This is a genomic window from uncultured Draconibacterium sp., from assembly GCF_913063105.1.
GTDB lineage: Bacteria > Bacteroidota > Bacteroidia > Bacteroidales > Prolixibacteraceae > Draconibacterium.
In genome coordinates, this window is the sequence record NZ_CAJXYQ010000004.1 from 229,139 (window position 1) to 249,550 (window position 20,412).

Genomic DNA, 20,412 nt, shown 5'->3' on the forward strand with positions numbered 1-20,412 from the left:
TATCTATTATTCAACAACTATTTCGTCAAGTTGAGGACCTGCAGCAACCAATGCTTTTCCTTCGTCATTATCAGTGTACTTAACGAAGTTATTAATAAAGCGGCTACCCAAATCTTTTGCTTTTTCATCCCACTCAGCTGCATCAGCATAAGTATCACGAGGATCAAGAATGTTAGTATCAACGCCTTTTAATTCAGTAGGAATTTCAAGGTTGAAGATAGGAAGGTTTTTAGTTGGTGCACCTTCGATAGAACCATCAAGAATAGCAGTAATAATGCCCCGGGTATCTTGAATAGAGATACGTTTTCCTGTTCCGTTCCAACCTGTGTTTACAAGGTAAGCTTCAGCACCATGCTCTTCCATTTTTTTCACTAACTCTTCACCGTATTTAGTGGGGTGCAATGATAGGAAAGCAGCACCAAAACAAGCTGAGAAAGTAGGCTGAGGAGTAGTTACTCCACGCTCAGTTCCGGCCAATTTTGCAGTAAATCCTGAAAGGAAATGATATTTGGTTTGTTCCGGAGTAAGTTTGGCAACCGGAGGCAATACACCAAATGCATCAGCAGTTAAGAAAATAACTTTTTTTGCATGACCAGCTTTTGATACTGGCTTAACAATATTATCGATGTGATAAATTGGGTAAGAAACACGTGTATTTGCAGTTACCGAACCATCGTTAAAATCGATTTTACCATTCTCGTCAACCGTTACATTTTCAAGCAAGGCATTACGCTTGATAGCTCCGTAAATTTCCGGCTCAGCTTCTTTGTCAAGGTTAATTGTTTTTGCATAACATCCACCTTCGAAATTGAAGATACCATCATCATCCCATCCGTGCTCATCGTCGCCAATTAACTGGCGATTTGGATCGGTTGAAAGCGTTGTTTTTCCAGTACCTGAAAGACCAAAAAAGATAGCAACATCACCTTCTTTACCAACGTTAGCAGAACAGTGCATTGAAGCCATTCCTGCTTTTGGCAAATAGTAGTTCATCATTGCGAACATTCCTTTTTTCATCTCGCCACCATACCAGCTACCACCAATAACCTGCATTTTTTCTTTTAAGTTGAATACAGTGTACACTTCTGAATTCATACCAAACTCTTCCCAGCGGCTGTTGGTTGTTTTTGAAGCATTCATGGCAACAAAATCAGGTTCGCCATAATTTTCCAATTCCTCTTTAGAAGGACGGATGAACATGTTAGTTACAAAATGCGCCTGCCATGCTACTTCCATTATGAAACGAATTTTCAAACGTGAATTTTCATTGGCACCAAGGAAGGTATCAACTACAAATAAGCGTTTACCTGAAAGCTGCTTTGTTGTAATATCTTTTAAGTGTGCCCAGGCTTCTTCTGAAACTTTTTTGTTATCGTTAGGAGACTCAGGAGATGTCCACCAAATATCTTGTGAAGCTTCGTTGTCTACTAAAAATTTATCCTTAGGAGAACGTCCTGTAAATTCGCCAGTCATTACGTTAACTGCGTCAAGCTCTGTTAACTGGCCTTTTTCGAATCCTTCCAAGGCAGGATTCATTTCTTCTTCAAAAAGTTGTTCATAAGAAGGGTTGTGTACGACCTCTTGTATGTCCACAATGCCGTACTTAGTTAAATCTAATTTTGTCATAACTACCTAATAATTAACTTAATAATACAATTTTTCGTCTACTTAATCGGTTCACAAAAATATCATTTTTTTCCAATCAGAGGGGGTATCACCAGTCTTTTAGTTTTTTTTGGGTACCAATTAAACATTTGCTTAACAAAAGATTTCGCACCAATTCTTTTGAATTTCATCGTAATGTTATGATAAAAAAAGCGCTACAAAAAAATGTAACGCTTTGATTTATTTTAAATCGATAAAACTACGACCTTGGATGAAACTGATGTATAGTCGACTTCAAATAATCTCTGTCGAGATGTGTATAAATTTCCGTAGTTAAAATCGATTCGTGTCCCAGCATTTCCTGAACTGCGCGCAAATCGGCTCCACCGTTAATTAGGTGAGTGGCAAATGAATGCCTGAATGTATGGGGACTGATTTTTTTATCGAGTTTTACTTTTGCTGCCAGATTTTTAATTATGGTAAATATCATGACACGGCTCAATTTTCTTCCTCTGCGGTTTAAGAACAGAATATTTTCACTGTCTTTATTAACCCGCAAATTTTTTCGATAGTTGCTTAAGTACTTGTTTATTTCTTCTATTGCCCGCCCGCTTACAGGCACTAGTCGTTCCTTATCTGCTTTTCCTTCAATTTTTATAAACCCCTGCTCAAAGAATAAGTTGGTAATTTTAAGATTAACTAATTCCGAAACCCGCAAGCCGCAGCTGTAAAGGGTTTCCAACATCGCTTTATTTCGCTGTCCCTCAGATTTTTTTAGGTCGATAGCGTTGATAAGGGTATCAATCTCTTCCATCGATAAAATATCCGGCAGCTTACGTCCTATTTTTGGCGATTCAAGCAAGGCTGTAGGATCGCTTGTTATTTTTTCTTCGATTAACAGGTACTTATAAAAGGATTTTATCCCGGAAATGGTTCTGGCTTGTGTTCTCGGACTTACCCCTCTATCGTTTAACCATTCCACAAAACTTTTTAGCTGCTTTAAAACAACTTTATCCGGATTAACACCTTTAAAATTATTATTAAAGAAATCTTCCAGCTTGTTTATGTCGTTGATGTAGGCCGCAATTGAGTTCTGCGATAATGATTTCTCCAACTTTAAATAATTCTCGTATCCTTGTTTACATTCCTCCCATTTCATAATCTTCCAAATTAAGGTTAATTTTATGACTGTTTAAACCGCTTGTTATGTTCTCAATACTAGATTTGAACTATTTTAACAAAAAAATATTACGTTGCATCTCGAATAAAGTTACTATAAAATAAATTAAAATTGAAATAATGAAGCTCTTGATTATCAATGGACCAAATTTAAACCTGCTGGGTGTTCGGGAAAAGTCGATTTATGGAACAGAAAGTTTTAAAAGTTACTATGAACAACTAAAAAAAAGTTTCCCTGAGGCAGACTTAGGCTATTTTCAATCGAATGTTGAAGGAGAGATTATTAACACCCTACACGAGCATGGATTTTCAAGCGACGGCATAATAATCAATGCCGGTGCTTACACCCACACTTCTGTGGCTATACGCGATGCTATTGCCGGCATTAAAACACCGGTTATAGAGGTACATATATCCAACACCCTAACACGCGAAGATTTCAGGCATAAATCATTAATAGGCCCGGTATGTCAAGGATGTATTATGGGTTTTGGTCTGGAATCATATCGATTGGCAATTCAAAGTTTTGTAAATTGCTGAAATCTGAGTTCTCTATTAAATTTAATTTGAGTTTAAATTTTATTTAACCATAGAATCGTGTTTTATTATACTTTTGCCGCCTTAAAATTTTAAAGGAATGAGACAGACCAAAATTGTTGCAACAATATCCGATCAGCGATGTGATGTTGATTTTATTCAATCGCTATTTGATGCGGGAATGAACGTAGCCCGCATAAACACCGCTCATGTTACTACTGAAAGCGGTAAAATGATGGTTGATAATGTGCGTGCAGTATCAGATAAAATTGCCATTCTTGTTGACACCAAAGGCCCCGAAATCAGAACATGCCAAACCTTGTCTGATACAGTAGTTGAACAAGGAGAATATGTAACCTTGTCCTACTCAACCGGAGTGCTGGATAATGTGAAAAACATTTGTGTAAACTACAAAGGCTTTGTTAACGATTTAAAAGTTGGAAATAAAATTCTGGTAGACGATGGAGACATTGAATTTGTTGTTGAAGAAAAACATATTCAGTATTTACTATGCAAAGTAGGCAACTCTGGTGTGGTAAAAAAACGCAAGAGTATAAATGTTCCGGGAGTAGAAATTAAATTGCCATCGTTAACTGAACGCGATATTGAGTTTATCCGCTTTGCTGTTGAAAACAAACTTGATTTTATTGCCCATTCATTTGTTCGAAATAAAGAAGATGTTAGTGAGGTTCAAAAAATTCTGGATGATTTGAACAGTCCAATAAAAATTATCGCCAAAATTGAGAACCTGGAAGGAGTGAACAAAATTGATGAGATATTAGAACACGCCTATGGAATAATGGTAGCTCGTGGAGACCTTGGAATTGAGTTACCGGAAGAAAAAATTCCGGCTGTTCAGCGTAACCTTGTTCGTCGCGCCATACTTCATCAGAAGCCGGTAATTATTGCCACACAAATGCTTCATACGATGATTGAACACCCACGACCAACCCGTGCGGAGGTAAGCGATGTTGCCAGTGCAATTTATATGGGTACCGACGCGGTGATGCTTAGTGGAGAAACAGCTTACGGGAAGTATCCTGTAGAAGCCATTAAAGCGATGGCCAAAATTGCCCAGGAGGTTGAACCAGATCGCGACCGACGCGAACTCACTGTTCCCTTAAAAGCTGATATTCCGGCGTACCTGGCTCAATCAGCCATTAGGGCAGCCCGCGAATTAAAACCCGATGCCATTATCACATCAACTACAACAGGCAAAACCGGACGATATCTGTCTTCGCACCGTTCTATCTTTCCGGTATTTGTAAAATGCCATTCGCAGCGTGTTGTGCGAGAACTGGCGCTTTCTTTTGGCGTACACCCGTCATACCTGGAAACCAAAAAGAATAAAATGAAAATCCAGAAAGCGGCTGTTCAGGAACTTGTGAACGAAGGAACAATTAATCTTGACGACCTGGTTATATATGTGGGCGGACGATTTGGTGAGGATGCCGGAGCTTCATTCATCGAAATCTCAACTGCCGATAAACTATTTTTAAAACCGCAGGAACTGCGTTAGATTAACAATACTAAAAAAAGCCTTGTTTTAGAATTTAAAACAAGGCTTTTTTTTAAATACTTTTGTTTAACGAAAATCAATCACCTCAACATCATCGTATTTTGATGCATCAAAAATAAAATCAGTATCCGCCAAATCAATGTTGGTATCCATTTGCTTCACCTGTATGCCATATAAATTTCCATCGGTGCTATACAAAGTTGCGGCATAAATCATCATTGTGGCTTTATCAATGGTAACTTCTATTTTTGTTACATCATATTCATCAGTATCAGGAAACAGGTTTAGCTGATATAAACTTTTTCCTTCGGCTGTTTTTTCTGCGACAAATTCAGAGCGAAAACCCCGTTCATAAATGCTAAACAACGACGAGGGATCCATAAGCTCGCTGCCTTCATCATCAATATTCGAAATTGTTACCTGATTTCCGTCTTCCATATAATTCCATATGGTTTTGCCATCAGAAAATACTTTTACGCCTAAATCGGGCAGCTGAACGGTGTATTTCTGTCCTTTAATTTTTATGGTACCGGCATTTGTTTCGTCAATTTCCATTTCTTCGTTTACCATTGAAAAAATAAAACTTGCCGACATGGCAGTTATGTTTTTTGTTTTTGCGCTAACCTCATCCAGAATTTTTTTTGCTTTTGCATCTTGTTGCGCCCACCCCATGGTTGCTGCCAAAAACAATGCAACCATTAACAATACTCTTTTATTCATCTGCTTTTTGTTTTACCTATAAGTTATTCAATAACTGTTCCAAACTGTATTCATCCTGTAGTAATACTTGCCGTGCTTTGCTTCCTTCGCTTGGGCCAACAATACCGGCTGCTTCCAGCTGATCCATCAATCGTCCGGCCCGGTTATAGCCTATCGAGAATTTACGTTGTATCATCGAGGTTGATCCCATTTGATTTAAAACCACAACACGTGCGGCATCATCAAACAATTCGTCTCTGTTTTTTAAATCTACATCTCCAGGTGCTACTTCTTCTTCGCCCACGTACTCTGGCAGCAAAAATGCGGTTGGGTATCCTCTTTGTTCAGAAATAAAATCACAAATATTTTCCACTTCAGGTGTGTCAACAAATGCACATTGTACACGCGTCATTTCGCTTCCCTGTGCTATTAACATATCTCCCCGGCCAATTAACTGGTTTGCTCCCGGGCTATCCAAAATGGTACGCGAATCGATCATTGAAGCAACTTTAAAAGCAATTCGTGCCGGAAAGTTAGCCTTAATAACCCCGGTAATAATATTTGTTGATGGCCGTTGTGTAGCAATTACCATGTGAATTCCAACCGCCCTGGCCAACTGGGCAATTCGCGCAATTGGCAATTCTATTTCTTTACCGGCTGTCATTATTAAATCGGCAAACTCATCAATAATAACAACAATATACGGCATATAACGGTGTCCTTTATCCGGATTCAAGCGTCGTGAAATAAACTTTTTGTTGTACTCTTTTATATTTCGCGCCTGTGCTGCCTTAAGCAAATCGTAACGTGCATCCATTTCCACGTTTATAGAATTCAGCGTATTCTTTACTTTCTGAATATCAGTAATTACCGGCTCTTCCGCATCGGGCAGTTTGGCCAGATAATGTTTTTCAAGCACCGAATAAATATTGAGTTCAACTTTTTTCGGATCGATAAAAACAAACTTCAATTGCGAAGGATGCTTTTTGTAGAGCAACGAAGTAATAATAACATTTATACCCACCGACTTACCTTGACCTGTTGCACCGGCCACCAGGATGTGCGGCATTTTAACCAGGTCGAACATAAAGGTTTCGTTTGATATGGTTTTACCCAAGGCTACCGGTAATTCGGCCGAACTTTCCTGAAATCTTTTTGACCGGATTATCGAGTGCATTGATACAGTCTCCGGGTTCTGATTGGGCACTTCAATACCAATGGTTCCGCGCCCCGGTATTGGCGCAATAATACGTATTCCGAGTGCCGCGAGGCTTAAAGCAATATCATCTTCCAGGTTTTTAATTTTAGATATGCGTACCCCGGGTGCCGGAACTATTTCGTACAAAGTAATTGTTGGACCTATGGTTGCCCTGATTTTTGTAATTTCAATTTTATAGTGTCGCAGCGTTTCAACAATTTTATTTTTATTGGCCACTAACTCTTCATTTTTTACTTCGGCATTTCCAAACTTATGGTCCTCGAGTAAATCGAGTGTTGGAAATTTAAAACTTGCCAAATCAAGTGTTGGGTCGTAATCTTCCAGCTCATCGGGTTTAATTTCATCCGATTCTTCTTCCTGGTGCTTGGGTTCTACCGTAAGTGCCAGGTCTTCCTTCTCTTTTTCCGCGAGTACCTCCACATTTCCAGCTACTTCTTCTTCCGGCTCAGGGTCGTCAATTTCAAGAATATCCTCTACAGGCTCATCCAATGGCAGGTCATCTTCTTCATCCGATTCAAAAATGGCTTTTACCACATCGTCATCGTCTTCAATAATTTTTGTTATGGCTTCTTCTCCGGCCAACTGTTCGTCAGTTTCCTGTTCAACTTCTGAATCACCAGAATCTATTGTCCCGGTTGTTTCCTGTTTACGTTTTATAAGTTGCGACAAACGAGCATACACACCATCAAAACGCACAACCACAATGGCTAATCCTGAAATAAACAACAGGAAAACAAGCCCTACAACACCAATAAGCGAACGTAGCCAGTTACTTAAAACAAAGCCATAATGCCCCCCCCAATAAATGGCCGATCCGGCATCGGTTTTATTAAAAAATAAGCCTAATGCCACCGAAAACCAAACTATGCATACCAGGCTGTATAAAATACTTTTAAAGAAATTGCCGGTTTTACGGCCAAGAATACGTAAGCCCGTGATGGCCAATAAATAAACAAATGCAAACGACGCCAATCCGAAACCGCCGTTCATAAGAACCTCTGAAAGATAAGCTCCCAGTTTCATTCCCTTGTTTTGTGCCTTTACCCCGGTATTAAATAAAAACTCGGACCAGCTGGAATCCATCAGGCTTTGATCGGCAGCACCATAAAATAAAAACGACACAAAGGAAATAAGCAAATAAGCAGCCAATAACAACACAAACAAACCAAACAGAAAATACAATTTTTCATTCCTGATTAGTGAAAAACGTTTTTTTGTACGTTTCTTTTTTGCTTTAGCAGGCTTTTTCTTTGTTCTAAATGCCATGGAGATATTTTTTGATCCGGATTTTTATTTAAAATGTATTTTTCGTTACCAATAAACTTGTAGTATCTGAGCAAATTTTCGCTAAAATCAGATTATGGCAAGTTAAATTGAACGCAAATCTAACTAAAAAAAATCAGGTAGATGTTATGCCTTCACGCTTAATACTGCAATACTTTCAAGAATAAACTGTTAACAAACCAACATATTTTTCTTGCAAATCGAAAGAAAATTAAAAAACTGTTTTTCGATTTAATAATTCAATGCAAAAAGCCTGTTTTATAATAGCTTAAACAACAGCAAATCAGCACTGAACACATTTCTTTTTTTAAGTTGTTTTTCTAAGTTTGTTAACTGACATAAGAACTACATTTTACCAGTAAAACGTACACGAACCAAAACTTAGTGTGTTGTTTAAACATTACCAAAGTACCACAAGTTGCGTGCACGCATTGTTTAACTATTAATTCTGAACCGATGAAAAAAAGAGCCGTTGTTGCTTTAGGCGGAAACGCCATCCTTCGTGGTGACGAAGAGGGCACTATTGTGCAACAGGAAAAAAATGTTACCGAAACCCTTGAAAACCTCATACATTTAATAAAAGATGGCTACGAGCTGGTACTAACACATGGCAACGGACCGCAGGTTGGCAATATTTTAATGCGCAACGATGCCGGCGAGCAAATGTATGGCATAGCCCCCATGCCACTAAATATTTGTGTGGCCGACTCGCAAGGAGGAATTGGTTTTATGATTGAACGTATGATGCGTAATGTGTTAAACAAACATGGCATCAACAAAAACGTAATTTCGATGGTTACCCTGGTTGAAATACAGGAAAACGACCCAGCCTTTGAGGCTCCATCAAAACGTGTTGGAAAAGTATACAGCCAAGAAGAAGCCGATAAATTAAATGCTCAGAAAGGCTGGCTTTTTAAATCAACTACAAAAGGCAAAGGAGGCTTCCGCAGGGTTGTACCTTCGCCCACACCGGTTGATATTGTGAACAAAGAAATTATCAGGCAGTTGCTGGAAAACGGTAATATTGTAATTGCAGCCGGCGGTGGTGGCATCCCGGTTTACTTTGATGAAAACAAAGATGTAAGAACACTGGATGCGGTAATTGACAAGGATATGGCCTCGAGCCTGCTGGCCACAAATATTGAGGCTGATGAGCTTTACATTTTAACTGACGTAGCCTTTATTTACAAAGATTACGGACTTGAAACGCAAGAAAAACTGGAGTTTTTAAATTATGCCGATACGCAAAAACACCTTGAAAATGGTACATTTGCTGAAGGCACAATGGAACCCAAAATAAGGGCTTGCCTGAATTTTATAAAAAACGGGGGCACTAAGAGTATTATTACTGAAGCAAAAAAGCTTGAAGACAAAAGTTACGGATCAAAAATTACCATGCATTACGAAGATTAACAAAATAAATACAACTATGGCTTACAACGTAAAAAACAGGAACTTTTTAAAATTACTGGATTTTTCTACTCAAGAAATCAATCACCTGCTTGAGCTTTCAGAAAGTTTAAAAAAAGCAAAATACGCCGGTACAGAACAAGCATTGCTTTGTGGTAAAAATATTGCCCTTATTTTCGAAAAAGCGTCTACCCGAACTCGCTGTGCGTTTGAGGTAGCCGCCTACGACCAGGGTGCAAAAGTTACTTACCTGGGACCGTCGGGCTCGCAAATCGGACAAAAAGAATCGATGAAAGATACTGCTCGTGTTTTAGGACGGATGTACGACGGCATTGAATACCGCGGTTTTGGACAGGATATTGTTGAAGAATTAGGAAAATATGCCGGAGTACCGGTATGGAACGGCCTGACCAATGAGTTTCACCCAACACAAATTCTGGCCGATTTTTTAACCATGAAGGAACACAGCAACAAACCGCTATCGGAAGTTAAATTCTGTTACCTTGGCGATGCCCGTAACAATATGGGAAACTCGTTAATGGTGGGAGCTGCCAAATTAGGAATGGACTTTAGGGCAGCAGCGCCAAAAGCCTGCCAACCAACCGAAGAACTACAGGCTCAATGCCGTAAAATTGCGGCCCAAACCGGTGGTAAAATTACAATTACTGCAGACGTAGCTACTGCGGTAAAAGATTGTGATTTTTTGTATACCGACGTGTGGGTTTCAATGGGCGAACCAGACGAAGTATGGGAAGAACGAATTAATCTGCTACTGCCCTACCAGGTAAATAAAAAGGTCGTGGAACTTACCGGAAATCCTCAGGTAAAGTTTCTGCACTGCCTGCCTGCATTTCATAACCGCGAAACAAAAATTGGCGAGCAGATCTATCAAAAATTTGGGCTTGAAGCAATGGAAGTTACCGATGAAGTTTTTGAAAGCGAAGCCTCCCTGGTTTTTGATGAAGCCGAAAATCGGATGCATACCATTAAAGCTGTTATGGTAGCTACCCTTGCTTAAACTGAGAAGATTTATAACCGAGGCTGTTAAAACGAATGCTTTTATTGTTTATAATAAAACCCTGATCTTTCGTTTTTACAGCCTTTTTTAGCTCTTCTTTTAAAACACATTTGCAATAATCCACCACAAAAAGAAAGGTAATGAAACCATACCTCAAGTCATACAGGCTCTTACTTACGAGCCAAATATTTCCCAATAATAACACCAATTACCACTACCCCATAAAAATATCCTAACAGACCAAACAGCAAGGCTGTTTTTTGGGCTATTTGGGTTGCTGGTGTTATATCGCCGTAGCCAATTGATAAAATTGTTATAAAACTAAAATATATAAGGTCTGAAACATAGGCCACCCCCACTGCAATATTATTAAACGAATGGGGCTGCAGGTATTCTATCATTGAAAAAATGAACCCACCGGTTAATCCTAAAATAATAAAACCACAAAGTACGGCAGCTATCATTCCAATATTCACTTCTTTCGAAAAAAGTACCTGTCGGTACACGTTTACCGAAAGAAATGTAAAGTACACAATATAAGTAAGAAAGAATGCCAGTTTAGTATTGGGTATGTTCACAACCGAACTACATAATTCGAGTGCAACAAGTAAAATAATTACCAACAAAAAGAACAGTTTTTTCCTTAGGCGGTTATGAAAAATTAGCAAACTGGCAACAACATTTTGTGCTACCAAAAACGGAAATAAATCTAACTTGTTAACTATAAACAGATCGCCGAACAGCAAAATAAAAAAACTAAACAGTAATATTTCGAACCTGCGCAAATGTACGAGATCATAAAAGTTGTTGTGATTAGATTTAAGCATAAAATACTGCTGCCTTGGTTTTAAATGTAATTATAGCAAGATACAAAATTGATTATGAACCCAATAAATACGATCGGAAAAAGCGGCAACAAAATGACTATTCCTTCTGAATTTTTATCTTTTAGGAAAACAGGACCATTTTTTTTTGGGGGGGATGCTGGTAAAAAAAATCAGTCTGAAAATTACATTGAATCTTCAGACTGACTTAATTATTTCGGACAATAAAACAATCTACAAACAATTATTTTATGCCGGAATTCCTCTGCTATTATTCACACAATATCAAGTGTTTGTACTCCTGCATCATATGAAAAATTGTTTACGCATTACAATCCTTTAAGGCTCCATGGCGAACGGTAATCTCTGGCCAGCATAGCATTTGCCTCGCTGGATGCGCCAATAAGTTTTTCCGCTTTTGGATCCCATTTTAGTTTCTCATCGGCAAGGTATGCTATTTCGCCAAGCAAGGCTACTGAAACAGCACGGTGCGCTGCCTCAACATTTGCAATAGGTTGTTGGCGAGTACGCACTCCGTTGATGAAATCGGCCCAATGGGTGCCATTGCCCGATCTGAATTTAGTTACACTTTCAGGAATTGTTACAGAAAGCAGTTTCTCGTCGCTGGCTGCCAACTTGTTGCCGCGGTTCACATGTATCCAACCTTTTTCGCCATACCAGCACACACCCATTCCGTGTTTTAATTTGTCAGCATTGGCAATATTCATATAAAGGCCATTTTCAAATTTGGCATCAATATCAAACTCATGCGGCACATCAAAATAATCGCCTTTAGCAAACTTGGCATCAGCTTTTATTTCTGTTGGCCCGGTATGGCTCAAATCCATCGACCACATTGCAATATCGCAATGGTGACCAATCCAGTCGGTAAGTTGTCCTCCCGAATAATCCATAATCCACCGCCAGTTCCAATGACTTACGCCACGATATGGCTTTTTAGGTGCAGGCCCCAGCCATAAGTCCCAGTTCAGGCCATCGGGGACATCAATTTTTGGTGGCATACCTACTTTTTTATCAAAATTAGGTAGTCCAACTTCAATTTTTTCAATCTCTCCAAGTACCCCACTCTGAACCAATTCGCAAGCTTTTGCAAAGTTTTCCGTACTCCGCTGCCAGCTACCGGTTTGCCAAATAATATTGTTCTCTTTAACAGCATCGGCAACAATGCGGCCTTCGCGCAACTTGCGTACCAACGGTTTTTCGCCATAAACATCTTTTTTATGATTGGCAAAGGTGCTGTACAAAATCGCATGCCAGTGGTCGGGTACAGCAATAACTGCTGCATCAAAAGCATTCCAGGCCAACAATTCGCGATAATCTTCAAATTCTTTTTGCGAGCTTGCATGCCCCTTTTCAGTTAATTTTGCTTTTTGCTTCGCAATACGAGTAGAATCCACATCGCAAAGTGCCACACATTCAACACCTTTATCTTTCAATAAATTTAAAAGATTAGCACTTCCCATTCCGGCACATCCCACCAAAACAAGTTCAATTCTGTCGTTTGCAGCAACCGAGCCATTTCTGCCAAGGGCAGAGGCTTTAACTATAGTTGGTACCATAATAGCACCGGAAGCACTTAACGAAAGATTTCGAATAAAATTTCTTCTTTTCATTTGAAGCTTTATTAGATTAATAATGATTTAGGTAATATCTGGCTTCAAATATAACAAGGTTTTTTCGAATGTCCTATTCTTGTCTGTTCTGCATTAGCATAAACCAAAAAATTTCGTTTAGGGCCGATTTTAGAATAGAATCTGAGGTAGTGTTTTTATAAAGAATTTTGAATCGTTAAGTTCGTATAGCTCGGATTTCTTTTTCCAGTCAATTTCCATTTTTAACACCGGATTTACCGTTAGTATTTGAACTTGCTCTGCACTTAAAAGAGTAGCCACACCAAACATTTTTGTTAAGTTATATTGGTCCATGCCTTCAATTTCTACATCAACACTGGTATAAAACTCGAGTTGCTGTCCTTCAAGTAAGTGCAGAGTTATTTTTGTTCCTTTTTTTAGATAACCAAAATAGCGCTCACCATCAGCAACTCTTATATCAAAATGGTAAAGTATTTTAAGTTCGCCCAAGTGGTTTACACATTTTACTTTACAACGAATACGGCCTTGTTCTTCGCCAAAATAGCGCGAGAGCCTTTTACTCTCGGCATAAAACAGCTCCGTTTCTTCTGTTGATAATTCTTTGAGCGAATCGATTTTTAAGACTGGCTGAATTTCCGGAGAAACAGCAGCAATTTCAGTTACCGAAGATGTTAGCTTCTTTTCTTCATACTTCCAGGTACCATCATCAAATAACAACACTTTATTACCTGATTCTGTTGTAGCCCGAACTTGCGATTTGGCAACATTTGTAAAGAAGAGTAGGAGAATGATTAAGTGTAAACGATTCATGAGTTTTCGACTTTGTTTTTAATATTGGCAGAACTAACTAATTATAACTATTTTTAATACCTTTTTAGAATCGGGAGTTAATTTAAACCGATTATCGAGACGATACCCCATTATCCAGACAATTTTTTTCCCACTACATAAAAGCCATGTGTTTTCCTTTTTGTGCAGGGGCATTTTCTGATCAATAAAAAAGTCGCTAACTTTTTTAAATCCCGTCATCCCCAAAGGCTGAAAATAATCTCCCTGCTCCCATTTTCGGATTAACAAGGGAAACTCTACCTTATCAAAATCGATGCAAGCAACGTTATTGTCTTTCACAATAGAAAACGCCTCATAATCCATTTGTTCAACCGAAATACTCAGAGGAGCGAATAATTCGATATCGTTCTCTTCAATGTAATAAACATGCTTGTTCTCGTTTTGAATTTCAGAAACAAATAAAGCATCGCGATCTTTTACCAAACGATGCGTTTTAGAAAAAAACTGTTTCCCCGATAAGGTTCCCAGGCTTTGATATACATCATCAACAACGCTTGCATTAAACCCAAAAACGGTTAGTATTTCCAACAAAACAGTTTTTGCGTGTCCCGATTTCTGTAGAGCTGGTATTGAAATTACTGATTGTTCGTTTTCTTTCCTCAGAATATTATCGATTTCAGAGTTAATGGTGGCCTCATATACTTCGTAAGCAGCTTTCAAATTCTCGACGCTGGCAATAAAATTCTTATTAAAAGCCGGATTTAGCTCCGAAAATAATGGTAGAATTTTATGTCGGAGGAAATTACGCTGATAAACCACCTCGCTATTTGATGAATCTTCGCGATAATCAATATAATTTTCGGCAGCGTATTTTTCAATGTCTTCGCGACTTGCAAACAACAGCGGACGTATGAGTTTCCCTTTTTTCTCTTTAATTCCGGTAAGTCCTTTAATTCCGGTTTTTCGTGTCAGGTTTAAAAAAAAAGTTTCAATCAAATCGTCTTGATGATGAGCAGTGGCAACCAAATCGTACTCATATTCTTTTCGAATTTGTTCAAAGAAATTATACCGCAGTTCACGTGCGGCCATTTCTATTGAAATACCTTTTAGGGCGGCATATTCCCTGGTGTCAAAAGATTTAAAATGAGCACTTATGCCATACTTTTCAATTTCGCTGCGCACAAAGGTTTCATCTCCGTCCGATTCTGCATCCCGCAGTTTAAAATTACAATGAGCAATACCATAATTAATTCCCGAACGCTCGAACAGATGCAGTAAAACCATGCTATCAATTCCACCACTAACTGCCAGCAGCACTTTTTGCCCTTGCTTAACCAGCTTCTTATCGTTTATATTTTGGGTGAATAAATTGAACATGAAATTGCTCTTTCTTCAATTGTTAATAGTCTATGTTTTGTTTCCAGTAATATTTGGCAAACCTCACCACAACTTTAATTTGCATTTTGTTTTTTCAGTTTTCCCACAGCTTTTGCAATATTCAGGATAACCTCTACTGATTTTAGCATAGATGGAATAGGCACAAATTCAAATGGCCCGTGAAAATTATGGCCGCCTGCAAAAATATTTGGGCAAGGCAGTCCGTCGTACGAAAGACGAGCACCATCCGTTCCTCCACGAATGGCTTTTATTTTAGGTTTAACTCCTGCATCAATCATGGCCTGTCGCGCAATATCAACAATATGCATTACCGGCTTAATTTTTTCGTGCATGTTGTAATACTGGTCTTTAAGTTCAATCTCCACAATATTTTCTTCGTATTCCGAATTCACCAGCTTAACTACTTCCAACAAGAGTCTTTTCTTTTCCTCAAACTTTTTGGCACAATGGTCGCGAATAAGGTAGTACAACTCGGCCGACTCCACCCCTCCATTTAATGATAACAGGTGAAAAAATCCTTCATATTTTTCGGTATGTTCCGGACGCTGCGTTGGAGGTAACATTCCAACAAGCTTGTGCGCCACCAACAAGGCATTTATCATTTTATTTTTGGCAGCTCCGGGATGCACACTTCGCCCCTTAATTTTAATGGTAGCCCCTGCTGCATTGAAATTTTCGAATTCCAACTCTCCAATCTCTCCGCCATCAAGCGTATAGGCAAAATCGGCTCCAAATTTTTTCACATCAAAATGGTCGGTCCCCTTTCCTATTTCCTCATCAGGCGTAAATGCCAGACGTATTTTGCCATGTTCAAATTCATTACTATTCAGAAGAATTTCTGCAGCAGTAACAATTTCGGCTACACCAGCTTTATCATCCGCGCCTAAAAGGGTTGTACCATCTGCGGTTATAAGGTCTTGTCCTTTATAATTAAGCAATTCCGGAAACTGTTTTGGATCTATGCAAACCTTGTTTTTTAAAAATACGGTTGAACCATCATATTTTTCAATTATTTGCGGTTCAACATTTTCTCCTGAAAAATCAGGACTGGTATCCACATGGGCAATAAAGCCTACAACAGGACAATGCTTTTTACCTTTGGCCGGAATGGTTGCAGTTACGTAACCATATTCGTCCATTTCCACTTCTTTTAATCCAATTTGCGTCAACTCGTCAACTAATTTTCGCATAAAAACCAACTGACGGTCGGTGCTTGGGTATGTTTTACTTTTTGGATCAGAGGTGGTGTATTGTTTGGCGTAATTTATAAATCGTTCTACTACTTTTTCCATTGTTTATTTTTTGTGCTTTACCAGGCAGCAACAAAGAATTGGGTTCTTTGTTTGCCGCTTTATTCATTCATTATTGTATCTCCTCCATACTTTGGAGCTACAAAATTAATTTTTTTGTATGCGAAAAAAACCTTGCTCTCTATTAAATATCATCAGAATTAAAGGCAAAGCCTAAACGTTTGCCGGTAACCATTTTCGAGTGGCTTATTTTTTGCCTCATTTGATCAACAGTTGCCATTTTTACCTGGTCGTAAACCGGCATCAGCAGGTCAAATTCGATACTGTACTGAATTGCAGTTTCAACAATTTGGCGAATAAATCCAGGTGAAATGGTGTCGTTGGCAAAATCCTTAACCACTTCGGCTGATTGCCTTTTACCTTCAACAAAAAAATGTTTGTCTTTATTTACAAATATCCGGGCTACCAGGTAACCCAGGTCGTTCACACGGTTGTACTTAAATGAATCGGCCAAAAAGTTATAAATATTGATGACGCCACAATATGACCGCATAGAGTCTTCTTCGATGTATTTTGTTTTCCACACGGGGTGCTTGTCATCAAATTCAAACACATTGGAGTGCATACTAAAAATAAGCAAATCGCCACCTACTTTAAACTCTACCTCAAACGGTCCCCTGTCGCGGTATTCGGGTAAAGCAGCAACCGGCAGCTTCCCTTTCACCTTGGCCAGGTAATCTTTTTCAAGCCGATTAAGAACCTTTTTTAAAATAGTAAACGTTTGACGTGTATTATCGTAAACCGTTTGCTTTACTGTTGATTTTATTACCAGTGCCTCAAGAAACGAGGCTCTAACTTCTTTTTCTGTCATTGTGTACAATTATAAACATTTAAATGTACACAAATACTCAAAAAAAAGAAAGCAGCCCTGTTGGGCTGCTTTTATATTTTTTTTGTCATTTCGACGAGCTTGCAAGGAGAAATCATTTTCAAGGCAGCAGATTAAGCTCCGTTAATTTTTAATTCTCATTGCATTCGAAATGACATTAGTAGGCTAATGCAAACAATACTCTGCGCTTTGAAGGTTTACCGGAGTAAATACAAACACCTTCCTCCGCTTCGTATTCCAGCGGCAAACATCTAATGGTTGCCTTGGTTTCGTTTTTAATGGCTTCCTCTGTTTCTGAAGTTCCATCCCAGTGCGCCGATATGAAACCACCTTTTGTGGTAAGAATTTCTTTAAACTCTTCCCAGGTATCAGCTTTTCGTGTATTTTCAGCCCTGTAGTCCCATGCCTTCTGGAAAATATTTTTTTGAATAGTTTCAAGCAAGTCTTCCACATATTGGTCAATATTTTCAATTGGGGTCACCTCTTTCTCCAGCGTATCACGGCGAGCCACTTCAACAGTACCATTTTCCAGGTCGCGAGGTCCCAAGGCCAAACGTACAGGTACACCTTTTAATTCGTACTCTGCAAATTTCCATCCGGGTTTACGGGTATCCCTGTCGTCGTATTTTACCGAAATACCACGGCTTTTTAGTTTGGCAATAATTTCGTCCACTTTTTCGGTAATGGCAGCCAATTGTTCTTCCTTACGGTAAATTGGTACAATAACCACCTGGTAAGGTGCCAATTTTGGAGGCAAAACTAATCCATTGTCATCAGAGTGCGCCATAATTAACGCTCCCATTAAACGGGTTGAAACACCCCACGATGTTGCCCAAACGTAATCTTCTTTCCCCTCTTTATTAGCAAAAGTTACATCAAAAGCCTTTGCAAAATTTTGTCCTAAAAAGTGAGAAGTTCCCGATTGCAATGCTTTTCCGTCTTGCATTAAAGCTTCAATTGAATAGGTTTCGAGGGCGCCAGCGAAACGTTCGTTCGGCGACTTTAAACCTTTAACAACAGGAACAGCCATAAAATTCTCGGCGAAATTGGCATAAACATTACACATCTTCTCTGTTTCTTCAATGGCCTCTTCTTTTGTTGCGTGTGCGGTGTGTCCTTCCTGCCACAAAAACTCAGCTGTACGAAGGAATAGACGTGTACGCATTTCCCAACGCACAACGTTTGCCCACTGGTTACAAAGAATTGGTAGATCGCGGTACGACTGAATCCAATTTTTATAGGTGTTCCAGATTATAGTTTCAGAAGTTGGTCGTACAATTAATTCTTCCTCAAGTTTTGCGTCGGGATCAACCACAACACCGCCATTTTCCTCATCGTTTTTTAAACGATAATGCGTTACAACTGCACATTCTTTTGCAAATCCTTCAACATGGTCGGCTTCTTTACTAAAAAAGGATTTTGGAATAAAAAGCGGAAAGTAGGCATTTACGTGTCCGGTTTCTTTAAACATGCGGTCAAGCTCGGCTTGCATTTTTTCCCAAATTGCGTAGCCATAAGGCTTAATAACCATACATCCTCTAACAGCTGAATTCTCTGCAAGGTCTGCTTTAATTACCAAATCCTGGTACCATTGTGAATAATTCTCGCTGCGCGAAGTCAATTCTTTAGCCATAATCTAATATTTGGTATAGATTTTGTTTTAATAATTTTAAATTTTGAGCTTACAAAGAAAGTAATTATTATTGACATTAAATAAACGGAGGATACCTTATGAAATCAAGATTAACATTATTAGGATTACTGGCCATTTTGCTGGGAGCCTGTACGACGGGAGGATATGTGTCAGGTACTTATTCCGACGACATCTATTTCAATCCGGGTGAAGTTCCTCCTCCAATTGCAGTTGAGCAAGTTGTTGAACAGGAACCGGTTGAAAAATCGGCTAACACCATGATCATTAGCAACATTGAGAAAAATGATGATGGCAGCAACACCATGAACAACTACATTTTTGAAGGCACGGAAGAAGACGCTGATGTATTGCGCTACAACATGGACCAGATGGAAATGGAAGCCAGCGATACAACAGTTTATTACAACGACGATGAGATGAAATATGTAATTAACAATTACTACGATGGCGACGAGCTGGATTACGCTTATCGTATTCGACGTTTTCATCGTCCGTATTTTTACGACCCGTTTTATTGGGATAGCTGGTCGTATTACGATCCGTTTTACTACGACCCGTACTACTATTCATCCTGGTACTCTCCAGGTTGGAGTTTTAGCATGAGCTGGGGATGGGGATGGCCTTATTACAATTGGGGTTATCGTTATCCGTATTACAGCTGGGGATGGGGATATTACCCACCATATTACGGAGGTGGCTGGTGGGGCTACCCGGGCTACCCAAGTCATCCCATTTATCCGGGCTACCCTAATTATGGCAGAGATTATACCTACGGACAACGACGCTCTACCGGAACCAATGTATACAGGGGAGATTCCAACCGCAGATCGGGTTCAGCAGCAGCAGCTTCTGCAAGTAACTCCCGTAGAAGTTCAGGTGTTTCAACCAAATCGGGTAATGTATCCGACAGAAGTGCCAACAGCTCAACCCGCAGATCTACCGGAACGGCTACTACAACACGTTCTGCTACAAATAATGCCAAAGTATTAACCGAAAGACGAAGAACAACGAGCACTACCGGTACACGTCAGGCCAGTTCTGCAAAATCGGCCACAACGCGTACACAAAGTTATACACGCCCGGGTTCGGTAAGTAGCAACAGAAGTTACACGCGTCCGAGCACCAGTACAAGTTCAAGCTATACAAAACCACGTGTGGTAAGTTCAGGAAGCAGTAGTCGCTCGTCAGGTTCGAGTTATTCTGCCCCAAAATCAACTTCCAATTATAACAGGTCATACCGTTCGAGCTCTACCTACAATCGCAGCTCGAGTTCGGGAAGCTCATCAAGATCTTACCGTGCTCCGTCGTCGACCAAATCGGGCAGTACTTACAAAAGTAGTTCTCCATCAAGAAGCAGTAGTAGCTACAGAAGCAGCGGCAGCAGCAGTAGTTACCGCAGCAGTGGTTCGTCAAGTGTTTCTCGCAGTTCCGGCTCTTCGTCGTCCGGTTCACGAAGCTCGGGCAGTTCTTCAAGAAGCTCAGGCGGAAGAAGATAAAAACAGAAACAGTTACAAAGATCATTAAC

16 protein-coding genes are annotated in these 20,412 nt (G+C 39.5%); 5 read left to right on the forward strand and 11 right to left on the reverse strand.

Annotated features, from left to right (window positions below):
* Positions 1-6: 6 nt before the first annotated feature.
* A complete protein-coding gene (gene pckA / locus QZ574_RS05700; RefSeq protein WP_297087700.1) occupies positions 7-1,626 on the reverse strand; it encodes a phosphoenolpyruvate carboxykinase (ATP) in 1,620 nt (539 codons plus the stop codon).
* A 238-nt stretch (positions 1,627-1,864) separates the two neighbouring features.
* A complete protein-coding gene (gene xerD / locus QZ574_RS05705; protein WP_297087702.1) occupies positions 1,865-2,764 on the reverse strand; it encodes a site-specific tyrosine recombinase XerD in 900 nt (299 codons plus the stop codon).
* 140 nt (positions 2,765-2,904) lie between these two features.
* Between xerD and aroQ the strand changes: the two genes are divergently transcribed.
* Positions 2,905-3,324 (forward strand): type II 3-dehydroquinate dehydratase, encoded by a 420-nt coding sequence (gene aroQ, locus QZ574_RS05710; RefSeq protein ID WP_297087703.1) that lies wholly within the window; start codon positions 2,905-2,907, stop codon positions 3,322-3,324.
* A 97-nt stretch (positions 3,325-3,421) separates the two neighbouring features.
* Positions 3,422-4,840 carry a pyruvate kinase gene (gene pyk, locus QZ574_RS05715; protein WP_297087705.1) on the forward strand — a complete coding sequence of 473 codons (1,419 nt, stop codon included), beginning with the start codon at positions 3,422-3,424 and terminating at the stop codon, positions 4,838-4,840.
* A 66-nt stretch (positions 4,841-4,906) separates the two neighbouring features.
* Here pyk and QZ574_RS05720 read toward each other — a convergent pair whose 3' ends face one another.
* Together QZ574_RS05720 and QZ574_RS05725 are read right to left on the reverse strand one after the other, a co-directional pair.
* Positions 4,907-5,560, reverse strand: a complete 654-nt coding sequence (locus QZ574_RS05720) for an outer membrane lipoprotein carrier protein LolA (protein WP_297087707.1) — start codon at positions 5,558-5,560, stop codon at positions 4,907-4,909.
* Between the two features lie 16 nt (positions 5,561-5,576).
* A complete protein-coding gene (locus QZ574_RS05725; protein ID WP_297087709.1) occupies positions 5,577-8,024 on the reverse strand; it encodes a DNA translocase FtsK in 2,448 nt (815 codons plus the stop codon).
* A 474-nt stretch (positions 8,025-8,498) separates the two neighbouring features.
* On the opposite strand from QZ574_RS05725, the gene QZ574_RS05730 reads away from it, so the two are divergent.
* A complete protein-coding gene (locus QZ574_RS05730; protein ID WP_297087711.1) occupies positions 8,499-9,455 on the forward strand; it encodes a carbamate kinase in 957 nt (318 codons plus the stop codon).
* Between the two features lie 16 nt (positions 9,456-9,471).
* On the forward strand, positions 9,472-10,470 hold the full coding sequence (gene argF / locus QZ574_RS05735; protein ID WP_297087712.1) for an ornithine carbamoyltransferase: 999 nt from the start codon (positions 9,472-9,474) through the stop codon (positions 10,468-10,470).
* A gap of 170 nt (positions 10,471-10,640) precedes the next feature.
* Here the strand turns inward: argF and QZ574_RS05740 are convergent, their stop codons facing one another.
* From QZ574_RS05740 to proS, 7 genes are all read right to left on the reverse strand, one after another.
* Positions 10,641-11,096: an ion channel gene (locus QZ574_RS05740; RefSeq protein WP_297087713.1), complete on the reverse strand. Its 456-nt coding sequence runs from the start codon at positions 11,094-11,096 to the stop codon at positions 10,641-10,643.
* A 527-nt stretch (positions 11,097-11,623) separates the two neighbouring features.
* Positions 11,624-12,928, reverse strand: coding sequence for a Gfo/Idh/MocA family oxidoreductase (locus tag QZ574_RS05745; RefSeq protein ID WP_297087715.1), 1,305 nt, complete (start codon positions 12,926-12,928; stop codon positions 11,624-11,626).
* A gap of 129 nt (positions 12,929-13,057) precedes the next feature.
* Entirely contained in the window at positions 13,058-13,717 is a 660-nt protein-coding gene (locus QZ574_RS05750; RefSeq protein ID WP_297087717.1) for a hypothetical protein, read from the reverse strand.
* Between the two features lie 33 nt (positions 13,718-13,750).
* Entirely contained in the window at positions 13,751-15,073 is a 1,323-nt protein-coding gene (tilS, locus tag QZ574_RS05755; protein WP_297087719.1) for a tRNA lysidine(34) synthetase TilS, read from the reverse strand.
* A 74-nt stretch (positions 15,074-15,147) separates the two neighbouring features.
* Positions 15,148-16,386 (reverse strand): peptidase T, encoded by a 1,239-nt coding sequence (gene pepT, locus QZ574_RS05760; protein ID WP_297087721.1) that lies wholly within the window; start codon positions 16,384-16,386, stop codon positions 15,148-15,150.
* A 142-nt stretch (positions 16,387-16,528) separates the two neighbouring features.
* The gene (locus QZ574_RS05765) at positions 16,529-17,215 is read right to left on the reverse strand and encodes a hypothetical protein (protein WP_297087723.1); all 687 of its coding nucleotides are present in this window, start codon (positions 17,213-17,215) and stop codon (positions 16,529-16,531) included.
* Positions 17,216-17,390: 175 nt separating this feature from the next.
* Positions 17,391-18,866: a proline--tRNA ligase gene (proS, locus tag QZ574_RS05770; protein ID WP_297087725.1), complete on the reverse strand. Its 1,476-nt coding sequence runs from the start codon at positions 18,864-18,866 to the stop codon at positions 17,391-17,393.
* Between the two features lie 98 nt (positions 18,867-18,964).
* Here proS and QZ574_RS05775 point away from each other — a divergent pair, with 98 nt between their 5' ends.
* A complete protein-coding gene (locus QZ574_RS05775) occupies positions 18,965-20,383 on the forward strand; it encodes a hypothetical protein (protein ID WP_297087727.1) in 1,419 nt (472 codons plus the stop codon).
* The last annotated feature ends 29 nt before the right edge of the window (positions 20,384-20,412 follow it).

Coding starts and splice junctions, on each gene's coding strand:
- pckA (WP_297087700.1), bottom strand. CDS start 1,626: ATGACAAAATTAGATTTAACTAAGTACGGCATTGTGGACATACAAGAG.
- xerD (WP_297087702.1), bottom strand. CDS start 2,764: ATGAAATGGGAGGAATGTAAACAAGGATACGAGAATTATTTAAAGTTG.
- aroQ (WP_297087703.1), top strand. CDS start 2,905: ATGAAGCTCTTGATTATCAATGGACCAAATTTAAACCTGCTGGGTGTT.
- pyk (WP_297087705.1), top strand. CDS start 3,422: ATGAGACAGACCAAAATTGTTGCAACAATATCCGATCAGCGATGTGAT.
- QZ574_RS05720 (WP_297087707.1), bottom strand. CDS start 5,560: ATGAATAAAAGAGTATTGTTAATGGTTGCATTGTTTTTGGCAGCAACC.
- QZ574_RS05725 (WP_297087709.1), bottom strand. CDS start 8,024: ATGGCATTTAGAACAAAGAAAAAGCCTGCTAAAGCAAAAAAGAAACGT.
- QZ574_RS05730 (WP_297087711.1), top strand. CDS start 8,499: ATGAAAAAAAGAGCCGTTGTTGCTTTAGGCGGAAACGCCATCCTTCGT.
- argF (WP_297087712.1), top strand. CDS start 9,472: ATGGCTTACAACGTAAAAAACAGGAACTTTTTAAAATTACTGGATTTT.
- QZ574_RS05745 (WP_297087715.1), bottom strand. CDS start 12,928: ATGAAAAGAAGAAATTTTATTCGAAATCTTTCGTTAAGTGCTTCCGGT.
- QZ574_RS05750 (WP_297087717.1), bottom strand. CDS start 13,717: ATGAATCGTTTACACTTAATCATTCTCCTACTCTTCTTTACAAATGTT.
- tilS (WP_297087719.1), bottom strand. CDS start 15,073: ATGTTCAATTTATTCACCCAAAATATAAACGATAAGAAGCTGGTTAAG.
- pepT (WP_297087721.1), bottom strand. CDS start 16,386: ATGGAAAAAGTAGTAGAACGATTTATAAATTACGCCAAACAATACACC.
- QZ574_RS05765 (WP_297087723.1), bottom strand. CDS start 17,215: ATGACAGAAAAAGAAGTTAGAGCCTCGTTTCTTGAGGCACTGGTAATA.
- proS (WP_297087725.1), bottom strand. CDS start 18,866: ATGGCTAAAGAATTGACTTCGCGCAGCGAGAATTATTCACAATGGTAC.
- QZ574_RS05775 (WP_297087727.1), top strand. CDS start 18,965: ATGAAATCAAGATTAACATTATTAGGATTACTGGCCATTTTGCTGGGA.